The 23,536-nt window shown below is 40.1% G+C and carries 18 protein-coding genes; 8 read left to right on the top strand and 10 right to left on the bottom strand.

Annotated elements, in window-relative coordinates:
• Window positions 1-160: 160 nt before the first annotated feature.
• Entirely contained in the window at window positions 161-520 is a 360-nt protein-coding gene (locus tag QLG01_RS03195) for a hypothetical protein (protein ID WP_151767014.1), read from the top strand.
• A 114-nt stretch (window positions 521-634) separates the two neighbouring features.
• Here QLG01_RS03195 and dnaJ read toward each other — a convergent pair whose 3' ends face one another.
• The 4 genes from dnaJ to QLG01_RS03175 form a co-directional block, all read right to left on the bottom strand.
• Window positions 635-1,747, bottom strand: coding sequence for a molecular chaperone DnaJ (dnaJ, locus tag QLG01_RS03190; RefSeq protein ID WP_002119101.1), 1,113 nt, complete (start codon window positions 1,745-1,747; stop codon window positions 635-637).
• A gap of 103 nt (window positions 1,748-1,850) precedes the next feature.
• Complete coding sequence (locus tag QLG01_RS03185; protein ID WP_004790237.1) at window positions 1,851-2,228, bottom strand: hypothetical protein; 378 nt, start codon at window positions 2,226-2,228, stop codon at window positions 1,851-1,853.
• A 139-nt stretch (window positions 2,229-2,367) separates the two neighbouring features.
• Window positions 2,368-5,493, bottom strand: coding sequence for an efflux RND transporter permease subunit (locus tag QLG01_RS03180; protein WP_282495811.1), 3,126 nt, complete (start codon window positions 5,491-5,493; stop codon window positions 2,368-2,370).
• Window positions 5,490-6,596 carry an efflux RND transporter periplasmic adaptor subunit gene (locus QLG01_RS03175; protein ID WP_005300346.1) on the bottom strand — a complete coding sequence of 369 codons (1,107 nt, stop codon included), beginning with the start codon at window positions 6,594-6,596 and terminating at the stop codon, window positions 5,490-5,492. The genes QLG01_RS03180 and QLG01_RS03175 overlap by 4 nt, the downstream gene beginning before the upstream one ends.
• A gap of 149 nt (window positions 6,597-6,745) precedes the next feature.
• On the opposite strand from QLG01_RS03175, the gene QLG01_RS03170 reads away from it, so the two are divergent.
• The 4 genes from QLG01_RS03170 (at window position 6,746) to QLG01_RS03155 (ending at window position 12,799) form a co-directional block, all read left to right on the top strand.
• Window positions 6,746-7,369 (top strand): TetR/AcrR family transcriptional regulator, encoded by a 624-nt coding sequence (locus QLG01_RS03170; RefSeq protein WP_013196520.1) that lies wholly within the window; start codon window positions 6,746-6,748, stop codon window positions 7,367-7,369.
• A 170-nt stretch (window positions 7,370-7,539) separates the two neighbouring features.
• Window positions 7,540-10,224, top strand: coding sequence for a phosphoenolpyruvate carboxylase (gene ppc / locus QLG01_RS03165; RefSeq protein WP_198307341.1), 2,685 nt, complete (start codon window positions 7,540-7,542; stop codon window positions 10,222-10,224).
• Between the two features lie 297 nt (window positions 10,225-10,521).
• Window positions 10,522-11,817, top strand: coding sequence for a solute carrier family 23 protein (locus QLG01_RS03160; protein WP_004790247.1), 1,296 nt, complete (start codon window positions 10,522-10,524; stop codon window positions 11,815-11,817).
• Window positions 11,818-11,896: 79 nt separating this feature from the next.
• Window positions 11,897-12,799 (top strand): LysR family transcriptional regulator, encoded by a 903-nt coding sequence (locus tag QLG01_RS03155; RefSeq protein ID WP_282495810.1) that lies wholly within the window; start codon window positions 11,897-11,899, stop codon window positions 12,797-12,799.
• Here QLG01_RS03155 and QLG01_RS03150 read toward each other — a convergent pair.
• The 3 genes from QLG01_RS03150 to ilvD all read right to left on the bottom strand — a co-directional run bounded on the left by QLG01_RS03150 (window position 12,796) and on the right by ilvD (window position 17,047).
• A complete protein-coding gene (locus QLG01_RS03150) occupies window positions 12,796-13,527 on the bottom strand; it encodes a sulfite exporter TauE/SafE family protein (RefSeq protein WP_199943269.1) in 732 nt (243 codons plus the stop codon). The two genes, QLG01_RS03155 and QLG01_RS03150, sit on opposite strands and share 4 nt — an antisense overlap.
• A gap of 79 nt (window positions 13,528-13,606) precedes the next feature.
• Window positions 13,607-14,896, bottom strand: a complete 1,290-nt coding sequence (locus QLG01_RS03145) for a hypothetical protein (RefSeq protein WP_282495809.1) — start codon at window positions 14,894-14,896, stop codon at window positions 13,607-13,609.
• A 321-nt stretch (window positions 14,897-15,217) separates the two neighbouring features.
• Complete coding sequence (gene ilvD, locus QLG01_RS03140) at window positions 15,218-17,047, bottom strand: dihydroxy-acid dehydratase (protein WP_034590616.1); 1,830 nt, start codon at window positions 17,045-17,047, stop codon at window positions 15,218-15,220.
• 348 nt (window positions 17,048-17,395) lie between these two features.
• On the opposite strand from ilvD, the gene fmt reads away from it, so the two are divergent.
• Together fmt and rsmB are read left to right on the top strand one after the other, a co-directional pair.
• Window positions 17,396-18,358, top strand: a complete 963-nt coding sequence (gene fmt, locus QLG01_RS03135) for a methionyl-tRNA formyltransferase (RefSeq protein ID WP_192454695.1) — start codon at window positions 17,396-17,398, stop codon at window positions 18,356-18,358.
• A complete protein-coding gene (gene rsmB / locus QLG01_RS03130; protein ID WP_192834019.1) occupies window positions 18,355-19,659 on the top strand; it encodes a 16S rRNA (cytosine(967)-C(5))-methyltransferase RsmB in 1,305 nt (434 codons plus the stop codon). The genes fmt and rsmB overlap by 4 nt, the downstream gene beginning before the upstream one ends.
• Before the next feature lie 39 nt (window positions 19,660-19,698).
• Here rsmB and QLG01_RS03125 read toward each other — a convergent pair whose 3' ends face one another.
• Together QLG01_RS03125 and QLG01_RS03120 are read right to left on the bottom strand one after the other, a co-directional pair.
• A complete protein-coding gene (locus tag QLG01_RS03125) occupies window positions 19,699-19,842 on the bottom strand; it encodes a methionine/alanine import family NSS transporter small subunit (RefSeq protein ID WP_004790262.1) in 144 nt (47 codons plus the stop codon).
• A 12-nt stretch (window positions 19,843-19,854) separates the two neighbouring features.
• Window positions 19,855-21,333 carry a sodium-dependent transporter gene (locus QLG01_RS03120; protein WP_282495808.1) on the bottom strand — a complete coding sequence of 493 codons (1,479 nt, stop codon included), beginning with the start codon at window positions 21,331-21,333 and terminating at the stop codon, window positions 19,855-19,857.
• A 641-nt stretch (window positions 21,334-21,974) separates the two neighbouring features.
• Here QLG01_RS03120 and QLG01_RS03115 point away from each other — a divergent pair.
• Window positions 21,975-22,676 carry a TIGR04219 family outer membrane beta-barrel protein gene (locus QLG01_RS03115; RefSeq protein ID WP_081399233.1) on the top strand — a complete coding sequence of 234 codons (702 nt, stop codon included), beginning with the start codon at window positions 21,975-21,977 and terminating at the stop codon, window positions 22,674-22,676.
• A gap of 64 nt (window positions 22,677-22,740) precedes the next feature.
• Here QLG01_RS03115 and QLG01_RS03110 read toward each other — a convergent pair whose 3' ends face one another.
• On the bottom strand, window positions 22,741-23,337 hold the full coding sequence (locus tag QLG01_RS03110; protein WP_282495807.1) for a glutathione S-transferase family protein: 597 nt from the start codon (window positions 23,335-23,337) through the stop codon (window positions 22,741-22,743).
• Window positions 23,338-23,536 lie beyond the last annotated feature (199 nt).

Genomic DNA, 23,536 nt, shown 5'->3' with positions numbered 1-23,536 from the left:
ACGTAATTTACCTACTATATCAAAACTCTTTGCTCATCTTAAAAAGTAAAAATTATTTTTTGAGATGAACTGAAATTTAATCTGTTTTCACAAAAGTTAAAGAATTGATCTGCACACTACGGACCACGAATGAAAAAAAGATGACTATAAGGAGTTCAGCATGCATTCGAGAATTATTGGCTTTACCGTGATGATGGGGATTATGAGTTCAATGGCATTTGCAGAGCCTGCAATCCAGCCAGGAGACACCTTAGAAAGCTTATCTAAAGTACGTATTACAACTAACGTAAGTACTCAAACAGCAACACCTACAGCTCAAACTGTAGTAACCGATGCCAACACTGACGTTAAAGTTGAAGATATTGACCCGATTATTGGCGAAACAGCAGCAGAGGCACCAAAAGTAGCTGTACAGGCAGAAGCAGTAGCTGCACCAGTAATCGAAAATGCTCCTACTCTTGCTTCTAGCGAACCGACTGTAAGTGTTAATGATATTGATGTTGCTCACCCTACAGAGTAAGCAGACGTAATTTTCTTTTAAGCAGAATAAAAATAATAAGATGAATCAGCGCAATAAAAAGGCGGATATTTTATGAATATCCGCCTTCTTTTTAATTTCTTATCTAATCAAGTATTAATCGAACAAACGATCAAAGAATGATTTTTTCTTCGGTGAAGAAGCACTGTCTTCGCCATCAAAAGAAGCTTGCAACTCTTTAAGTAATTCACGTTGACGAGAATTTAAGTTGACTGGTGTTTCTACCACAATACGGCAGAGTAAATCACCCACCATGCTGCTACGTACTGGACGAACGCCTTTGCCACGTAAACGGAATAATTTACCTGTTTGAGTTCCCTCAGGAATCTTCAAGCTAACGCGACCTTCCAAAGTTGGAATTTCAATTTCTTTACCAAGTGCAGCATCAGCAATGCTCACTGGTACGTCCATATAAAGATCGGCACCATCACGTTGGAAAATTTCGTGTTCACGAACAACGACTTCAACGTACAAATCACCTGATTGGCCATCACGAATTGCTTCGCCTTTGCCACTCAAACGAACGCGGTCACCATTATCTACACCCGCTGGAATTGTAACTTCCAACGTTTGCTGGCGATCAGCGACACCTGAACCATGACATGCCTGACAAGGGTTTTTAATAATTTTACCTTGGCCACGACAAGTACCACATGTTTGTTGTACCGAGAAGAAACCTTGCTGCATACGTACTTGTCCTGAACCATGACAAGTTTTACAGGTTTCAACATCTTTTGGATTTTTTGAACCTTTACCATCACACACATCACAAGGTGCTGGAGCAGTAAAGGTAATGGTTTTTTTCACCCCTTTTACAGCTTCTTCAAGGGTAAGTTCCATTACATAGCGTAGATCTGATCCGCGACGTTGACGCTGTTGACGTCCACCACCACCGAATGCACCACCGAAGATATCACCGAACTGGCTGAAAATGTCTTCGGCACTAAATCCACCAAAGCCACCACCACCGCCGCCAAAGCCGCCTTCGAACGCATTATGACCCATGCGATCGTACATGCTACGCTTTTCGCTGTCCGATAAAACTTCATAAGCTTCAGCAGCTTCTTTAAATTTCTCTTCAGCTTCGGCATTGTCAGGGTTTCTATCAGGATGATATTTCATCGCCAATTTACGGTAGGCTTTTTTGATCTCATCATCACTTGCGGTTTTTGAAACGCCTAAAACCTCATAATAATCACGTTTAGCCATTTTTGGCGGTGCTCCTCACGGAATTTTATCAATACTCTATTGCCGACTAAATGGGGGGCTTTAGCCGAATTTACAAGGGTAAAATGTTTAAAAAATAGATATATTAAAAAACTGCCTTATTTTTTAAATATTTAGACAAGCCTTTTAACCATGCATTTAATAGAAATAACCACGCAATAGCACTAAATACCACACCCGCAACCGTAGAGGCGGTTACCCAGAGGTTACTGTCCCATGCAAAAAAGAAGAGCGGAATAAACCAGACCACAGCAAAAATTGCCATACAAAGAAATAGAATCCCGTTTCGCATAATCCATAGTGCATGCGCATGAATCCAAACTTCTGCATTATCTACAACCGCCACTTTACGAGCGACCAAATAAGCAAAGGCCGCAAAAATAACCGTAAACAATGCAAGAAACATGAACGCATAAGAAATTACTATATAACGGCGATGCTGTTCGATATGGTCTTGCCCCATCTGTATTTCACCTCAATTCACTGCACTTAGCCTATTTTTTATGCAGTGAAATAATCCTGTATTTTTTGTGTAAAGACAGGTGCTACTATATTGGAGTTTTCAATATTTCGCACCTTTATTCACAAAAAATTTATGTATTTTATGCGGTTTTTTTCACCTTAAACCACGCTGCGTAGAGCGCAGGTAAGAAAAATAATGTCAGTAAGGTGGCAACAATCAAGCCGCCCATGATCGCAACTGCCATTGGACCAAAGAAAATACTTCGTGAAAGTGGAATCATGGCCAAAACTGCGGCTAATGCAGTCAAAATAATCGGGCGGAATCGACGCACTGTCGCCTCAATAATCGCTTCCCATGTTGGATGCCCTGCTTGCCTGTCTTGTTCAATTTGATCAATCAAAATAAGCGAGTTACGCATGATCATCCCAGAGAGTGCAATTGTGCCCAACATGGCCACAAAGCCAAATGGTTTGTTAAATAGGAGCAAGAATAAAACCACACCAATTAAACCAAGCGGAGCTGTTAACAACACAATAGTCGCGCGTGATAAGCTTTTGAGCTGAATCATCAGTAATGTCATAACCACAGCCAAGAACAGTGGCATACCCGCATTAACGGAATTTTGCCCACGTGCAGACTCTTCTACAGTTCCACCAACTTCAACCAGATAACCACTTGGTAATTCAGCACGTAATTTATTCATTGATTCAGCTAACTCGCCAACAACAGTCGCTGGTTGTAATTGAGTGCGAATATCTGCGCGAACAGTAATGGTTGGTAAGCGGTTACGATGCCAAATTAAACCATCTTCAAACTTATACTCAATTTTAGCGATTTGAGCTAAAGGCACAGTCGTTCCGTTGGTCGTTGGTACAGCTAAACTTGCTAGGGAAGCCACTTCAACTCGTTCGCTCTGATCGCCGCGTAAACGGATTTCGATGAGTTCACGCTTTTCACGATATTGCTCAATCGCACTACCTGTAATTGATGCATTAATGAAATTCGCTAAATCGACACTAGAGACACCCATTTGTCGAGCACGATCTTGGTCAATTTGAATTGAAATAATCTTACTCGGCTCACCCCAATCTAAATGCACATTGGTGGTATTCGGGTTTTCGCTAATCAGTTTAGCGACTTTCTGTGCTTCTTGACGGACCAAATTTTGATCTTCACCCGACACACGATATTGCAATGGATAGCCAACAGGAGGACCATTTTCCAGTAATGACACGCGAGTACGAACTTGCGGCAGCAATTGTCTAATTTGTTTGTCTAACGAGCGTCGAATTTCATCACGATCATCAAGTGATGATGCCAGAACTACAAACTGCGCAAAGCTGGCTTGCGGTAATTGCTGGTCTAACGGTAAATAAAAACGTGGTGAACCTGTACCGACATAAGCCACATAGTTATCAATACCTTTTTGTTTAGACAGGAATTTTTCAACCTTTTTCACAGCTTGTTCTGTCGCTGTTAAAGAAGCACCTTCTTCAAGTTTTAAATCGACTAAAATCTCGGCGCGGTTCGAAGGTGGGAAAAACTGCTGAGGCACGATCTTAAACATCAGCACAGATAGCACAAAAACACCCACCGTCGTCGCAATTACGGTTTTACGGTAAGTCACACAAAACTCGACCATCTTTCTAAAACGTAAATAGAAATTAGATTGATAAGGATCGTAGTGATGATCCTGTGAAATGGCCACAGTTTGCGGTTGCGGTTTTTTGGTTAACCTCGCCCATAAACGGACATACCAAGGTGCTTGATGACCTGTTTTAGTAAAATCGGGTAATAGCTTTTCGCCTAAATAAGGTACGAATAAAACTGCTGCAACCCAAGAGACTAATAAGGCAATCGTCACCACCTGAAAGATAGAGCGAGTGTATTCACCTGTACCAGACTGAGCCGTAGCGATCGGTAAGAAACCAGCCGCAGTAATCAGTGTTCCAGTAAGCATCGGAAATGCAGTGGTTTTCCATGCAAATCCGGCGGCTTTAATTCGGCTATAACCCTGCTCCATCTTAATTGCCATCATCTCGACGGCAATAATGGCGTCATCGACTAACAGACCCAGCGCCAGAATCAAGGCACCCAGTGAAATCTTATGTAGGCCTACATCGAATAGATTCATCCCCGCAAAAGTCATTGCTAAAACTAAAGGAATAGAAAAAGCGACAACCAATCCTGTACGGAAACCTAAAGAGAAAAAACTCACTAACAAGACAATAATAACTGCTTCAGCGAGTACCTTTATAAACTCATGAATACTGCGTTGTACTGCTACAGGTTGGTCAGAAACTTTTTGAAGCTTCATGCCTAAAGGCAAAGTTTTTTGCAGTTGGGCAAATTCTGTGTCGAGATTTTTACCTAAGGCAATAATGTCACCGCCCTTACGCATTGATAAAGCAATACCAATGCCATTTTCACCCATGAAGCGCATACGTGGCTGAGCAGGTTGACTAAAACCACGGTAGACATCAGCGACATCTCCAAGCTGAATGGTTTTATCACCTACCAGTAAAGGCATTTTCTTAATTTCATCAATGTTTTGTAAATGACCACTTACCCGAATCTGGATGCGGTCTGTGCCCGTTTCAAAAAAACCTGCACTTGCCATACTATTTTGCTTTTGTAAGGCATCTTGAATCGCTGTAACTGGAATGCCAAGCTGTACCGCTTTGGTGTTAGAAATCTCAATCCAGATTTTTTGATCTTGCAGACCAATGAGTTCAACCTTACTGACATCCTTGACGCGTTGAAGCTGTAATTGCAAACGATCTGCATATTCCTTAAGAAGTGCATAGTCAAAGTCTTTGCCTGTCAGTACATAAATATTGCCGTAAGTATCTCCAAATTCGTCATTGAAAAATGGACCTTGTACACCGTTTGGTAGTTCATGGCGTATATCATTTACCTTCTTACGAACGTTGTACCAAACATCAGGAATCTTGTCAGAAGTAAGTGAATCCTTCGCTACAAAAGTGACCAACGACTCACCCGGACGGGAGTAAGCCATAATCTTGTCATACTGCCCTGTTGTCATGAGTTCCTTTTCGATACGGTCCGTAACTAAAGTAGAAACTTCTTTGGCAGTCGCCCCAGGCCAGTAGGTCTGCACCACCATGACCTTGAAGGTAAATGGTGGATCTTCACTTTGTGATAATTTTGAATAAGAGATTGCACCGATAATTCCAAGCAACAGCATAAAATAAAGGACGATGCCTTTATTATTTAATGCCCATTCCGAGAGATTGAATTTCATGGCTGGGTTGCTCCCTGAATTTTCACCCCACGGTTTTCACGATCAATCGGATGAATCTTCTGTTTATCACGTAGCAAATGTACGCCGCCAATCACAACCCAATCATTTGGAGCCAACCCAGATAACACAGGTACGCTATCTTTGCCATATGCACCAATCGTTACAGGTACTTTACGCAAAGTCTGATTCGCATTAACCACCCACACATAAGGTTGATTATCTGTTGCTGAAACACTCGAAAGTGGCACACTCATCACATTGGTTTGAGTCGAACTAAAAAATACGCGTGCACTTTGTCCAAGCTGAATAGCAGATTGACCTTCTTTGAGTGCAACTTTCACTGTAAATGTACGGGACTGATCCGCCGCTGGGGAAACTTCACGCACATAACCAGCAAATCGGTCATTCGGTTTAGACCATAACGTCACCCAAGCTGCTTGGCCAACTTTGATCTCGGAAACCGCTTGTTCTGGCACACCAATGACAACTTCACGCTCTCCATCAATCGCCAGTTGATAAGCCGCTTGGCCCGCAGCAACCACTTGTCCAATCTCAATGTTTCGTGCAGTAATTACCCCGTTTTTATTAGAAACGAGTTGGTTATAACCAGTTTGGTTTGCAGAAACTTCATAGTTAGAACGAGCTTGCTGTAGAGCCGCTTGCGCAGCGTCATATTGATTTTTTACCGTATCGAATTGCGAACGACTTACTGCATTAATCGGCAATAATTGCTGAAAACGCTTAAGTTCGTCTGCTGCTGTTTTTGCTGAAGCCTGTGCATTGTCCAGTTGGGCTTTAGCGGCATTTAATTGTAGCTGAGCATCTGCCACGTCAAGCTTTGCTAAAACTTGCCCGACTTTAACTCGATCACCTACATCCACATAACGTGCCGTAACCTGTCCACCGACCCGAAATGCTAAAGCTGTTTGCTGTCTGGCCTGCACATCCCCTGCATAGCTTTTTTGTTCATTGAGAGTAGTTAAGGGTTGGGCCACCATCACATAGGGTATTTCTTCTGTTTTGGGAGCTTCTTTACTACACCCCATTAATGTGACCGTACAAACAATCACCATACTCATGATGAGAGGTTTTAACAGATTCATATCTTATCGCTCTTATTCAAACTGATTTTTTAAGGCACAATATGCTTGCATCATAAATTGTTTATTTTTTAATTAATATACCCATGGGTACATTAATTAAAGAAAAACTTATAAATTGCTTTCTTTTTAAATTTTTATCAGAGGATTTTGTGCAAACAGTTAATCAAAGTGGTCGCCCCAAAGATCTGGAAAAACGTGCTCGTATCTTACAAGCCGCGAAAGCTATTTTTTTAAAATCTGGCTATCACGGTACCAGCATGAACCAGATTGCACAGGAAGCAGGTGTCACTAAACTCACGGTTTATAATCACTTTCAAGACAAAGCAAACCTGTTTATCTGTGCAATTACACAAACTTGTGAAGAGACACTGAATCCTAAACAATTTGAATTAGATGCATCGGTAGACTTTTATCAAGCACTCTTTATTGTCTGTTCACGCGCTTTACAGATTATTTATTCACCTGAAGCACTAAAGCTGGAACATGTATTATTTGAACTCGCAGCAGAACAAAGCCCTTTAGCTGAACAGTTTTTTGATGCATCACATACACGACTTCAAAATCAGTTAGCCGCATTCTTCCAAAAAGCAGCTGAATTAGGGTTTATCCAAGCCGATGATCCAATTTATCAAACAGAGCTTCTTTTAACTTTGTTGCTTGGTGTACGTCACCATAAGGTTCTACTTAGAATTATTGCCGTACCAAATGCAGAAGAGCTAGAACACATTATTAGAGATGCAATTCATTTATTTTTGCTCAAATATCGGAATTAAACCAAAGTCCGATTGCCAAAAGTCGCACTGAGTGCATGTCTACTTTTAAGACGCCATAAGCGAATTAAATGTTATTTTTTAAGCAAAAATTCACATTTTCTTACGCTCAAAGCTTGGAATGTTTGTTAATCGCGCTATATTCGATAAGAATAAGAACAGGAGAAAATAGCATGGTTCAGCAAATCGATGCGCCACTGCGTGAGGATGTCCGTTTACTTGGCAATTTGTTAGGTGAAACCCTAAAACAACATGCAGGACAAGAACTGTTTAATCAGATCGAGCAAATCCGTGCTCTTGCAAAAGGTGCACGTGATGGTCAAGCTGAAGCCGAAAAGCAATTAGAACAATTATTTTTAGAATTGCCCGATGAAGAGCTATTGCCTCTTACCCGTGCCTTTTCTCATTTTTTAAATTTTGCCAATATTGCCGAGCAATACCATGTAGTGCGTAGCCGTAGACAGGCAGAGTTTGATTCGGAGGCTAACTCTCCAAATCCACTTGTTCACCTATTTCAAAAATTTAAAGACAAAAGTATTTCGACAGAAAAACTGTTTCAGCAAATTTGTGATCTCAATATTGAGTTAGTACTTACGGCACACCCTACCGAAGTCAGCCGTCGTACCCTCATTCAAAAATATGATGATATCAATGCTTGTCTTTCTCAACTTGATCAGCAAAAACTTACTCCTCGAGAGCGTCAAAGTGCACTTGCCAACTTAAAGCAACAAATTAGTTCAGCATGGCAAACAGATGAAATTCGCCAGCACCGCCCGACCCCTGTTGATGAAGCAAAATGGGGCTTTGCAACCATTGAACAAACACTTTGGAATGCTGTACCTAAATTTATTCGTGAATTAAATGAGTTGGTTCAAGATAATTGCCAACAAAACTTACCACTCAACATTGCGCCGGTACGCTTTGCTTCTTGGATGGGCGGAGACCGCGATGGCAACCCAAATGTTACTCATCAAATTACCCAAGAAGTACTGTGGTTATCACGCTGGCAAGCTGCCGACCTTTACCTAAGAGACATCGAAAACTTACGTTGGGAACTTTCGATCCAAACCTGTTCTGAAGAAATGATTCAGGCTATTGGTAACCAACATGCAGAGCCTTATCGTGAATATTTACGTGCTACACGCGAACGCTTAAAAGCGACTCGCCACTGGTTAGCGCAGCGCCTACAAGGCTTAGAAGCAGACGACAGCAATGTCATTAAAAGCAAAGATGAACTCTTACAGCCTTTATTACTGTGCTATCGCTCTTTAATCGACAGCAACTTACCTGAAATTGCGAATGGTCAACTTCTCGACTTTATTTACCGTGTGAACTGTTTTGGTATTGAACTACTTAAACTCGACATTCGCCAAGAATCAGGTCGTCATCGCCAAGCGATTTCAGCAATTACCGAATATTTAGGTTTAGGTAATTTTGAATCGTGGACTGAACAAGCGCGCCAAAACTTCCTAATTCAGGAATTACAAAGCAAGCGCCCGCTTTTACCGAAATATATTAATGAACCTGAAGGCAGTTTGATTGGGCACCCAGATGTCCAAGAAGTATTTGCAACCATGCGTACTTTGGCAGACCAACCGCCTGAGTCTTTAGGGGCTTATATTATTTCGATGGCTGAATATCCAAGTGATGTTTTAGCTGTGTTGTTATTGCAAAAAGAAGCAGGTATTCAGCACCCTTTACGTGTAGTTCCTCTATTTGAAACTTTAAAAGATTTAGATGGCGCTGCAACAACCATGAATACGCTGTTCAATATGCATTGGTATAAACAGCACATTCAGGGTAAACACGAAGTGATGATCGGTTACTCCGACTCTGCAAAAGATGCTGGTTTCATGTCAGCTAACTGGGCGCAATATCGTGCTCAAGAAGAGCTAACTGCAATTGCTCAAAAACACGGCGTACAGTTGACGCTGTTCCACGGCCGTGGTGGCTCAATTAGTCGTGGTGGTGCTCCAACACAACAGGCACTATTTTCACAGCCGCCAGGTTCGATCTCTGGTGCAATCCGTGTCACAGAACAAGGTGAAATGATTCGCTTTAAGTTCGGTTTAGAAGGGATTGCCATGCAAAACCTTGAAATCTATACCGCAGCAACACTCGAAGCGACTTTATTACCACCACCAGAGCCAAAAGCCGAGTGGCGTGAAATCATGAACCGTATGACAGATCACTCCGTTAAGGTTTATCGCCAGACAGTGCGTGAAAATCCACATTTTGTGAAGTATTTACGGACCGTTACCCCTGAACTTGAATTACAAATGTTGCCATTAGGCTCACGTCCAGCAAAACGTAAAGTGAGTGGTGGTATTGAGTCTTTACGTGCGATTCCATGGGTGTTTGCATGGACTCAAATTCGTTTAATGTTACCTGCATGGCTAGGTACTGGTGCAGCAATTAATGAAGTGATTGCCGATCAGCAAAAAGCAACGCTTGATGAAATGCTCCAGCAATGGCCTTATTTCCAGACGCTTATTGATATGCTGGAAATGGTATTGTCTAAATCCGATGCGAACATTGCACTCTATTACGAGTCTCATTTGACTGAAGATGAAGATTTAAAAGTGCTCGGTAATCAATTACGTCAGCGCTTAAAAGATGCTGTTGAAACACTCCTTAAATTGAAAGATGAATCAAAACTTCTGAGCAACAACGAGGTTCTTGATCAATCAATGCAAGTTCGTAAACCGTACTTACTTCCTTTGCATCTTTTGCAGGCTGAACTCATGAAACGCCGCCGTGATTATCTTGCTGAGCGTCAGGCAGAGAACACACCTGTTGACCATGCACTTATGGTGAGTATTGCGGGTATTGCTGCTGGTTTACGTAATACGGGCTAAGCTAATTTTACCAATTGTTTAACAAGGCAGTGCATCTTGATGTACTGCTTTTTACTTGCAAAATTCTCTATTTTTCTTAAATTTTCCTCGATTTTCTATTTTTTTGAATATTTTTTTAAAATCAAAAAATTAGTCTTTATGAGAAAAAAATAACTAATTCCTTATATTTAGAATTCATAAAATTATACCAATCGTTAAAAAATAATTACTTTTCACTAACATACTTCTCTCTAGAGATTAAATGCACTCTCAAGAAAGAGTATCATGGCACCAATTAAAGAATAACGAGCTTATTTTATGTCCAATTGGTTTCCAAAATGGCAGCCTTACCAAGGTGATATTGACCACCGACCGGTCTCTACCAACGAATATCTCCCTCCAGTTCAGAGTGCTATTTTAGGTATTCAACATGCGTTTGCCATGTTTGGAGCAACTGTTTTAGCACCATTACTCATGGGCTTTAATCCTAACCTCGCCATTTTAATGTCGGGTATCTGTACCATCCTGTTCTTTTTAATTACGGGTGGTCGTGTTCCGAGTTACTTAGGCTCAAGTTTTGCATTTATTGGTGTGGTTGCAGCAGCAACTGGACATATTACAGGTTCAGGGGCTAATCCAAACCTTTCGATGGCTTTAGGCGGAATCGTAGCATGTGGTGTGTTTTATGCCATTATCGGTTTTATTGTGATGCTTACGGGTACACGCTGGATTGAAAAACTCATGCCGCCTGTGGTGACTGGCGCCATTGTGATGATTATTGGTCTAAACCTCGCACCCGTTACCATTAAAGGTGTTGCAGGCCAACCATTTGAAATGTGGATGGCTTTAATTACCGTACTTTGTATGGGTAGTATTGCAGTCTTTACTCGTGGCTTATTGCAACGTTTGCTTCTATTGGTCGGTTTAATTTTGGCTTATGCAATTTACGCTATCACCACCAATGGCCTAGGTTTTGGTAAACCAATCGATTTTAGCCAAATCTCACAGGCTGCATGGTTCGGTATCCCAAGCTTTTCACATCCTACTTTTGATACTAAGGCTATGCTGATTATTGCGCCAGTTGCGCTTATTTTAGTAGCAGAGAACCTAGGTCATATTAAAGCTGTTGGTGCAATGACTGGTGAAAACCTGACGCCGCAATTAGGCAAAGCATTTGTTGCAGATGGTTTAGCAACAACGCTTTCTGGTAGTGTTGGCGCACCGGGGATGACCACTTACGGCGAAAACATTGGAGTCATGGCAGTCACTCGTGTCTACTCAACCATTGTTTTTGTGATTGCTGGTGTCTTCGCCATTTTCTTGGGTTTATCTCCAAAATTTGGTGCGGTAATTAGTACGATTCCAAGTGCTGTTTTAACAGGTGCATCTATTGTTGTGTTTGGTTTAATTACCATTGCTGGTGCAAAAATCTGGATTGAAAACAAAGTTGATTTTTCTAATAATAAAAACCTGATTGTTGCTTCTGTAACAATTATCTTAGGTGCCGGAAATTTTGAATTAATGTTTGGTAATTTCAATTTAGGTGGCATTGGTACAGCAACATTTGCGGCCATTATTCTAAATTGGTTGTTTAGTTTAAAAGATAAAACCTAAATTCAAAAAGGCAGCGTAAGCTGCCTTTTTTCATTACGATTTAGTATGATGAATTTTTGCGTTTCAATACGTTCCTATCATGCGTTTTGATTTTTTTGATTTACAGTTGGTTCTTCATATCGTCTCGACTGGTAGCCTAACCAAAGGTGCTGATCGCTCTGCTATTTCACTTCAAGCAGCGAGCGAGCGTATAAAAAAACTCGAACAGTATTTTGACACACCCTTATTTGTTCGCCAAACCACTGGGGTAGAACTCACCACAGCTGGACATGCTTTTGTAGAGCATGCTCGTCAGCTTTTAGCACAAAAATATCAACTCGAACAAGAAATGCAGCGGTTTAGGCACCCTACCACAGAGGCATTAACGCTTTGGTGTAACTCTTCTGCTCAAAGTGAATATTTGCCTACATTATTACCGCAATATTTAGTGCTTCATCCTGAAATGAATATCGATTTGCATGAGGCAGAAAGCTCAGAAATTGTAGATGCATTAACCCAAGGAATTGCGAGTCTCGGTCTAGTCTCAAGCTTTTTCGATACCCGACATTTGCAAACTAAAGAATTTGCGAGTGATCCTTTAGTTCTGATTTGCCCTACTACCCACAATTTAGCTCAACACCAAGAGCTGAATTTGGTAGATGCTCTAAGTTATGGCTTTATTGGCCTTAAACCCCATCACTCTTTGCAACAGTCCATCGAAACCCAAGCTAAGCTATTAGGCTTTAACATACAGTACCGTTTGCGCTTACCTAACTTTAGTGCAATTGCTGAGGTCGTTGCCAAAGGCGTGGGAATTGCGATTATGCCAGCTCGTGCGGCACAGCGTTTGCAATCAGATTATGATTTTCATTCGATCCAACTGCTAGGTGCATGGGCAAATCGTAAACTCCTTTTAGCCACACAAAACTTCAACCAGCTGCCTAGCAGTTACCAACAGTTTGCAGATTTTTTATTGCAGCATCGTCCTGAAAAAACGGCTTAATGCAAAATCATGTAAAGCCCTAATGACACCAAACCTATAAAAAAGATACGACGAAATAACTGCTCGTTGAGTCGATAGCGAATTTTTTTACCTAACCACATTCCAACGAGTGCAGCCACCAACGCAGCAAAAGATAACCGATAGTCCAGTGTTACTCCCGACATCGGGTTATGGTGTAAAAAGACGGCAAGACAAATGGTAGACACCGTAAAAGTCAGCCCCAAAGCTTGAACCAGCTCATCACGTTTTAAATGCAAAGACTGCAAATAAGGAACAATCGGAATAATAATGACGCCTGTTGCTACCGTCACTGCCCCACCAATATAACCAATTATGGGCGATAGCCAACGCTCATGTTTACCTAAGTGCGGAAGCTTCTTCACACATAGACCATAGAGCCCATATAGAGCCAACATACAGCCCAATAAAATTTCACTACTCTGCCCATGACTTTGACTTAAAGTCGGTAGAAAACTCCATATTGAACCCACCACAATGCCTATAAGTAAGGTCCAGAAACGGCGAATAAAAGCCCAGACATGTCCTTCAGCAAAAAGCTGCCAAACATTGGTGACCATTGAAGGAACAATGAGTAAAGAGGCTGCTTGAAAAGGACTCATTGCGATGGTGAGTAAGCCCATCGATACTGCGGGCAACCCTAGACCGATCATGCCTTTAATCATGCCAGCAAAGGCAAACACCATCATAATAATTACTAAAAAAGTCACTGTTTATCTCCGATTCCCTACATGGTTATGCTACGGAAAAAAAACAGGTTTGCCCTATTCTTGTTTTTAGGAGTAGGCCTCAATTAGAAGTTGAGGCCGTTTTGTATTTTTCTTCTAAAACATTACTAAAAATACTTTCAATCATCCAAACGCGGTACAAGCTATTAAATACATAACTTTGCCCATCAATACGTAACTCTAGAACTGGCAAATCAGGCTGATGCTTATCTTTGCAAAAAGCATCATTTTGTGCCAAAACAGCTGGCACATCCTGCTCGGTTAACTGCTCAATTCCCAGCTGATACTGTAATTCTTGGAAATGCTTTTGGAAAGATAAATCTTTGCCTTTTGTCCAAACGGCCTGCAAGATCGTAAAAACCGTATCGATTTGCTGATTTTCCTGCACACTATAGAAAAGCTTTGCCATTTCAAGCGCACTTTCTTCGGTAGGGCGGCAAAAAGGAGTAAAAGCGACATCTGTTCGTTTAGAAACACGTGTTGCCAAACTCCAATCAAACCAGTCTCGGCCTTGGTAGCTTAAAGGGTAAACTTTTAATTGAATATCATAATAATCAGCCAGTTCTTCCTTAATATAAGCAAGCAACAGCCAACTCATTGGATCTTCTAAGGCAATATATAAATCAAGTTCAGGATGAAGTGTCTGAATTTCGGTAAGTGCCTCAGCATCATTAATTAAATGTTCACGCCATTCGATGTGATTAATTAAAAAGATCGGATTGCCAGTCAGTAACTTTTGCTGTTTTAGACGACGGGTTAAACGTAATAAATCATCTACTGCATGATATTTACGCCCACCAAATTCAAAGTAAGCTGCCGGTACAGGCTCATCCGTAAAAATACGTTCTGAAAAATGTTGAGGAAGCTGATGTTTAACTGCCATGGCATGTAAAGTACGCAGCTTTCCGTATTGCTGCTGCCAAAGCATGTGAAAAATATCTTCAAGTAAATGTAAGAAATTCTGACCTTGTAATGGGGTTCTTTTTAATATGACGGCGGCTTGTTTTAAAGATTCTTGGCTTGGGATTTCTGGAAATTCATCAAAAGCAAAACGATGTTGTTTGGCTAATATTTTGGCATCATTCAAACAATAATTTTGCCATTCTTCATGCGACATACCATTCGGAGGTTCAGAAGCGGTATGGGAAATAATAATTTTTAAGGGCTTAAGTTCATCACTTAAAATCTCATCAAGCTGAGACAGTTGCTGAACAGCTAAATAGCTATACACATCATCAAGTCGTAAATAAATACTTAAACCATTTTCCGTGGGTAACACCGCTTGACGTGAAGGTTTTTGGTAAAACCAACTCGATCGGATAGGGTCAAACCAACGGCGTAGCAGTGACATGAGAGTAGAGCCTCTAAAAAAATAAATCCTAAGCAAGACCAAAAAACTGCTTTGATCGCAGTACAAAGTGCCGCAGAAACTTCATATACAAAATGCTGAAGAGCTCTGCTTATGCAGAACAAAGTTCATGTTATTGCACGTATTCCTGCATCGGTGAAGATTTTATCATCATTTTATAGCAAACCCATAGAATGACTTTCAACACCCTCATCTACAAGCCTATTTTTTCGAACAGATGTAAAAAATGCACCCATCAGCATGATAATAATTCATCGTGCAAATGGATGCATAGTTTCTATTCAATTAATAAAATTGAATATTTTATAGAACGCGTACAGCTCCTTTCGCTGCACTTGTTGTATGCATTGCATAAACTTTTAACGCTTTTGATACCTTACGTTTACGTTCTTCTTTCGGATGCCAGCCTTTCGCTTCTTGAACTGTACGACGGTGCGCCATAGTCGCATCATCAACGTTTAAGTGAATCGTACGGTTTGGAATATCGATTTCAATAGTATCGCCATCTTCAACCAAACCAATTGCACCACCTTCAGCCGCTTCTGGTGAAACGTGACCAATCGAAAGACCTGATGAACCACCAGAGAAACGACCATCTGTTACTAATGCACAGTCTTTTCCTAAACCTTTCGATTTAAGGTAGCTGGTTGGGTAAAGCATTTCCTGCATACCCGGACCACCACGTGGGCCTTCGTAACGAATCACAACAACATCGCCAGCCTTAATATCATGACCCAAGATTGCATCTACAGCAGCATCTTGGCTCTCAAATACACGCGCTGTGCCCGTAAATTTCAAGATCGATTCATCAACACCTGCAGTTTTTACAATACAACCATCAAGCGCGATGTTGCCATATAGAACTGCTAAACCACCATCTTTAGAGAATGCATGTTCTGCATTACGAATAACGCCTTTTTCACGATCGCCATCTAAAGTTGCATAGTAGCGATTTTGAGAGAAAGCAACTTGAGTTGGAACACCACCCGGAGATGAACGATAGAACTCATATACATCTGCATCTTCCGTACGAATAATATCCCACTTATCTAATGCATCTTTTAAAGTTTTCTCGTGTACAGTTGGCACTGATACATCAAGTAACTTCGCACGGTCAAGCTCGCCCAAAATGGCCATAATGCCACCCGCACGGTGAACATCTTCCATGTGAACGTCTTGTTTTGCAGGCGCTACTTTAGACAATACAGGAACTCGACGTGACAATTCGTCAATGTCGTCCATAGTAAAGTCAACTTCTGCTTCACTTGCTGCAGCCAATAAATGCAGAACCGTATTGGTTGAACCACCCATTGCAATATCAAGGGTCATCGCATTTTTAAACGCAGCCTTGGTTGCAATTGAACGAGGTAGAATGCTTGCATCTTCTTGTTCGTAATAGCGCTTAGCCAATTCAACAATAAGTTGGCCTGCTTTTAAGAATAGTTTCTTGCGATTTGCGTGCGTCGCAACAATCGAACCATTACCCGGTAAAGATAGACCTAAAGCTTCGGTTAAACAGTTCATTGAGTTTGCAGTAAACATTCCTGAACATGAACCACATGTTGGACATGCCGAACGTTCAAACTCTTCAACTTCTTCGTCTGTATAACTTTCATCAGCCGCAACAACCATTGCATCAACAAGGTCAATCGCTTTTTCATTACCACGGAACTTGACCTTGCCCGCTTCCATTGGTCCGCCTGACACAAAAACAACTGGAATATTCAGGCGCATCGCAGCCATGAGCATTCCCGGAGTAATTTTGTCACAGTTAGAAATACATACCATTGCATCGGCGCAATGTGCATTTACCATGTACTCAACTGAGTCAGCAATCAAATCACGTGATGGTAATGAATAAAGCATGCCGTCATGCCCCATTGCGATCCCGTCATCTACTGCAATCGTATTAAACTCTTTAGCAACACCACCTGCCGCCTGAATTTCTGCTGCGACTAGTTGCCCTAAATCTTTAAGATGTACATGGCCCGGAACAAATTGAGTAAATGAGTTGACCACCGCAATAATCGGTTTGCCGAAATCCTCATCTTTCATTCCTGTTGCACGCCATAAGCCACGTGCGCCAGCCATATTTCTTCCGTGTGTCGATGTTTTTGAACGATAGTCAGGCATTAGTGTTTCCAACAAGTTGTGCTTGAGCGGAATTTCTTCCACTCTGGCTGAATGATACTGATATAGCGTTAGATCAGTCGGAATATTGACTCATCATCATAATTTGATCATTCTCCATTCTATAGAAGCAAATAATATTCGGAAAGCCAAGAACAGTAATAGTCAGTCAATATTTAGCAAAACTTACATGAATAATTTTTTATTTTTTCATAACCTTTTTTTATCAATAAAAATTTTTGAATAATTTTTTGTTCACTATTTAAAAATCAAATCTCTCAATAGCCATGAGTTTAGGGCTTCAAACGTTTTTCACGTATACTACCCATAAACTCTTTTTGGATTGCATTTGTGAAAATTATTTTTGCTGGCACCCCCGAATTTGCTGCAACAGCATTGGCGGCATTATTAAAAACTTCCCATGAAATTATCGCCGTTTACACCCAGCCAGATCGTAAAGCAGGCCGTGGACAAAAACTAACGCCATCTCCTGTAAAACAGCTTGCGCTTGAACATGGTATCCCTGTTTATCAACCACTTCACTTTAAAGCATCTACAGAAGAAGGGCTCGCAGCCCAACAAGAACTTGCAACTTTAGGTGCCGATGTGATGGTCGTTGCAGCCTATGGCTTGATTCTTCCACAAGCTGTGCTCGATACACCTAAATATGGCTGTTTAAATATTCACGGTTCACTATTACCACGTTGGCGCGGTGCAGCACCAATTCAGCGTGCAATTGCAACGGGTGATAAAGAAACCGGAATCACAATCATGCAAATGGCTGCTGGTTTAGATACAGGCGATATGATGTATAAAACCTACTGTCCAATCACAGCCGAAGATACATCAGCGACTTTACATGACAAACTCGCAGCTCAAGGTGCGGAAGCAATTTGTGACGTACTTGAGTCAGAAGAAACACTACAAAAATATTTGGCAGAACGCGAAGTCCAAGACGAAAGCCTAACTGTCTATGCACACAAATTGGTGAAATCAGAAGCTCGTATTGACTGGTCAAATGATGCTGTTCAACTTGACCGAAATATTCGTGCGTTCAACCCTTGGCCAGTCGCTTTTGTTCAACTCGATGAAAATAATGCACTGCGTGTTTGGAACTCTTTAGTTTCTAGCCAAAGCAAAGCAGATGCCCAAGCTGGTGAAATTATTGCAATTGATAAACAAGGCGTGCATGTTGCTTGCGGTGAAAATACATTTGTTTGTTTGACGAGTGTACAGTGGCCGGGTGGTAAGGCATTAAATGCTCAACAAATAGCGCAAACTCAAAAACTTCACGTAGGACAGATTCTGCCATGAGTCAGGTTTCATCAAACTCGTCACGATTTAACTTACGTGCTCAAGTCGTTCAGACGTTATTAAAAGTCCAGCAAGGGCAATCACTTGCTAGTATTTTAAATACACAGCTGAATCAAGTTGCAGAACGTGATCGCGCACTATTTCATGAACTTGTCCTAGGTACGCTACGCCAATGGTTTGCTCTTAAATCAATTAGCCTACCTTTACTCAGTAAACCGTTAAATAATGAAACTGTTGAAACCTGTCTGTATGTTGGGCTTTATCAAGTTTTATGCACGCGTATTGCAGCACATGCCGCTATTTCAGAAACAGTAGATGCCACCAAACAGCTTGGATTTCCTGCACTCGGCGGTATTGTGAATGCTATTTTGCGCCGAGCTACTCGTGAAACTGATGACTTTCAGCAAGGTTTACAGCAAGCGCATGGCTTACCAAGTTGGCTTTTCAAAAGGTTAAAAAAGGATTGGGGAGAACAAACTGAATCTCTTTGCCAATCATTAAAACAAGTCGCACCTTTAACCTTGCGAGTTAACCAGCGTCATATTGGCCGTGATGCTTATTTAGCAAAATTACAAAGTCTAGATATTCAGGCACGTGCTTGTACTCTGTCTGAAGCAGGTATTGTTCTTGAACAATCTGTACAAATTACTCAGCTACCCGGCTTTGAAGAGGGATGGTTTTCTGTACAAGATGAACATGCTCAACTATGTGCAACATTATTGCCAGATCTAAATAATAAAACAGTAATTGATGCCTGTGCAGCTCCCGGTGGAAAAACAGCTCATTTACTCGAAAAGTTTAAACCGGCTCAGCTTATTGCTATTGACCAAGATTCTAATCGTTTAATCCGTGTAACTGAAAATTTAAACCGCTTAGCACTTGATCAAAGTCAAACAGAAATTTTGGCAGCCGATGCAACCCAATGGGTACCTGCACAACCAGTAGATTGTATTGTGCTTGATGCACCTTGCTCCGCTACAGGCGTTATTCGACGTCATCCTGACATACGACTATTGCGCCAATCTAGCGATATAGCTCAAACGATCGAACTACAAAAACAGATTTTGGAACACATGTGGCAACAGCTTAATGTTGGAGGTACATTGCTCTATATTACCTGTTCAGTTTTAAAAGCTGAAAATGAACAGCAGATGATAAATTTCTTTGCAGAACATACTGATGCAAAAGAAATTAAGATTGAAGCGAAGTGGGGACTTGAACAAATTCACGGCCGACAATTATTACCACAAGCGCAGTCTGGCGACGGATTTTATTATTGTAAAATTCAAAAAATTGCATAAAAAAAGCAGGCTTAAAGCCTGCTTTTTATTAGATCAGCATCAAAGCGTATGCTGATCTTTTACATCTTCTAAAACGTCATCTAACTCTTCAGGATGTTTCGATAAATGTAGAATGGATAAAGCCAACCCACCCCATAAAAACACCATCGAAATCACCATCATCACGATTGCCGAAGTATTCATTATTTTATCCTCCTAGCGATCTTTCATTTTGCTTAACACGATTGCAACGACCGCACAGAAAATCACACTGCCCCAGCCGAATACACCTTGTAAGCTCATACTATAAGTATGATAGCCATTTTTGATCAAATTAAAAACAGTCATACAGAGTGTTGTTAACAAGATTAAAGATGTAATAACCGTTAAAGTGAAATCCCATCCCTTACCAACTTGAATAGTTGAGATGCGATTTATATGGTCACTAAGTTCTTTAAGAGCTGAACGTTTAAACCAAGCTACGCTAATAATTGAAATTAATGCACCACCGATAATACCGATGTTATTAATAAAGTGATCAACAATATCAACCAGCTTAATTGCATTTACACTTGAGAATAAAATAATTGATACAAGTGCACTACCACCACCAATAATCGTTACAGCTTTTTTACGGCCCCATTTCAACTTATCTTGCATTGCTGCAATAGGCACTTCCAAAATACTGACCATCGAAGAAATACCTGCGACGAAAAGTGAAGAGAAGAATAAAAGACCAAATAAATCAGCCCCTGCGCCTAAGCTTGAAATAATTTTAGGGAATGCAATAAATGCTAATCCAATTCCGCCACTCACGACATCTTTAACATCAGTACCCGCTGCATGCGCCATAAAACCAAGCGCAGCAAAAATACCAATCCCTGCCAAAATCTCAGTTGATGCATTTGCAAAACCAACGATTAAGCCAGAACCAGTTAAATTCGTTTTTGGTTTTAAATAAGATGCATAGGTAACCATGATCCCGAAACCAACAGATAATGAGAAGAAAGTATGACCATAAGCGGCTAACCATACTTTATAGTCCATCATTGCTGACCAGTTTGGCGTAAAGAATGCATTTAAACCTTGAACTGCACCAGGTAAACGCAATGACTGAATCACCAAAATAGTGAAGAGAATGAATAATAATGGCATGAAAATTTTATTGGATAATTCCACACCCTTTTTCACCCCACCATAAAGAATGATTAAAGTAAGTGCCCAAATTCCAACAATCGGCCAGAATAAATGACTTACAAACTGTAAATCAAAACCAGTCGCTTTTGAGGTTTGTAGGTAGGTATTAAAGAAGAAACCTTCCGGATCACTTCCCCACATTTGACCAATAGAGAAGTAAACGTAACTACCTGCCCATGTCAAAACGCTCGCATAATACAAACCAATAATGATACAGACACAAACCTGCCACCATCCTAATGTTTCTCCACCTTTAAATAAGGCCCGATATGCTTTTGGAGGTGAACCAGTACTACGATGACCGACCGCATAATCTAAAAATAGTAACGGTAAACCAGCAGTAATGAGTGCCAATAGATAAGGAATAAGAAACGCACCACCACCATTTTCATAAGCAACGTATGGAAAGCGCCAAATATTACCTAAGCCTACAGCCGAACCAACGGCTGCAATAATAAAACCAGATCGTGACGTCCAGTTTTCACGAGAATCTGTCATAAAACACCTAATGTTAAAAGATTGCTTATTTTTACTGCTATTGTTGATTGTTATTCCGCATGCAAAAAAAGAACCAAAGAATACTTTTGTGTTTGATTGAGAATAAAAGGCACCTTGTGAGTATTTTTATTTTCATTTCAAACAAGCAAAAATAGAAAATTCTTCCTTAAAGATTTTTGTCCATTTTTTGCCCCTATATAGCTGAACAATACCTGTTTTTATTTCTTTTTACTGTAATTTCCATCAGAAATTTTACGAATTTTTTAAGTTTTTTTCACAATTGGTTATTTTTCAGCTAATCTTTGCGTTTAAATCAAATAGTCAGACAATATTGTTCAATGACATTTTCTTCCAAATCTTAAAAAGATCTATTTAATTACTCGACTTATCCATTAATTTCTTCCTTAATTTCCAATTAAAATTTGATAATACCCATTTTCTATATGACAAAATTTATACTAAAATCTGTAGAGGACTAATGTCATCCAAATGAAAAATTTAAACATTAATTATTTGAAATGATTAATATTTTATCTAGCTTAGAAAAATTATTAATAATATATGCTTTAGACTCATATTTTTTATCAATGCATCTGTAGCAAGATGTCTATATGATGCGCTCAAAGATTTCTTTTATGCGGATGTTCAAAGTGAAAATATTAAAAATATCTTTATTAACGCTCGGGATGGGCTTAAGTGGCCTTGCTCAAGCAGATTTTGTTGGAGTAAAGGGAGATGTCGGCTACTGGTTTTACGATGGTAAAGCGAATATGTCTTCTCAATTTCCTGATGATCAAGATCTAGATCAAAAAGGTAGTGCTCAACTCTCATTGGCAATAGAACACCCAATCCCATTTATTCCAAATGCAAAAATACGTTATGTAAATTTAGATACTCAAACTAAATCAGAAACTCTAGGTCAAGCTAACTATAAAGTTGATTTAGATCATAGCGATTTTATTCTCTATTATGAGTTACTAGACAATATTGTGAGTGTAGATGCTGGGCTGGGTGCAACTGTACTAAATGGTGATATTACTGCTTATACAGGTAAACGCGTGGATATTGATAAAACATATCCTATTGCTTATTTATCTGGTGAAGTCAAACTTCCATTTACAGGCTTGAGTGCTAAAGGTGAAGCAACCTACACGAACTTTGATGATGCACGAATCACAGACGCATTAGCAGAAGTAAAATATAAATTTGCAGATAATCTACTTATTGATCTTGGTTTAACAGCAGGGTATCGCGTACTCAATATTGATTTAGATGACTACGATAATAATGATCTTAAATTTGAATTTAAGGGCCCTTATGTCGGTTTAGAAGCCCATTTCTAACTTGGCACGGGTTCGAAACTTCCTTCCTATATAAAAAAAGGACTCTTATAGAGTCCTTTTTTAATTAGCCCATACCTATATAACCTGAATATTTTCGAATTCTTTGGCACCAAGCTTGAATATTTGGATATAGCTGCAAATCAAAACCACCTTCCTCCGCGACATGCGTATATGCATATAAGGCAATATCAGCAATAGTTAATTGATTTCCAATAAGATAGTCATGCTGTACTAAAGCTTTATCCATAATAGATAGTGCTTTATGACCTTTCGGTTGTAAATTATGATATTCCTCTATTCTTTCTGGTGGCAACCCTAAATATTTATTAATAAACCGAGCAACTGCAATAAATGGTTCATGACTATACTGTTCAAAGAACATCCACTGATACATTTTTGCTTTCGTATAGGAATCTTTAGCAATAAACTCTGTTCCCTCCGCCAGATAGCCTAAAATAGCGTTAGATTCACTTAAAACACGGCCATCATCTAGAACCAATACAGGTATTTTTCCATTAGGATTTAATAATAAAAAATCTGCTGTTTGAGTGTCTTTTTTTAAAATATCAATGTGGACCCATCTATGTTTAATATTTAATAAGGAAAGTAATAGTTTAATCTTATAACAATTACCTGAACCTACATCACCATAAATTATCATAGATGCTTTTCCCTTATTATTCATATTTAAGTATTTAATTTTCTTATTATTTATATCATGAATCTTTCATAATATTTTCAGTTTTATTTTTCCCATTTAATTCTGTACATAAAGAAACACCCCCAACTGTTAAGTTGGGGGTGTTTAGAATAATGAGCTGGCGATGACTTACTCTCACATGGGAAACCCCACACTACCA

Origin of the sequence: Acinetobacter sp. V89_4, from assembly GCF_029967875.1 — a bacterium.
GTDB lineage: Bacteria > Pseudomonadota > Gammaproteobacteria > Pseudomonadales > Moraxellaceae > Acinetobacter > Acinetobacter oleivorans.
Note: the sequence above shows the minus strand (reverse complement) of the source record. Positions and strands in the feature narration are given on the sequence as shown.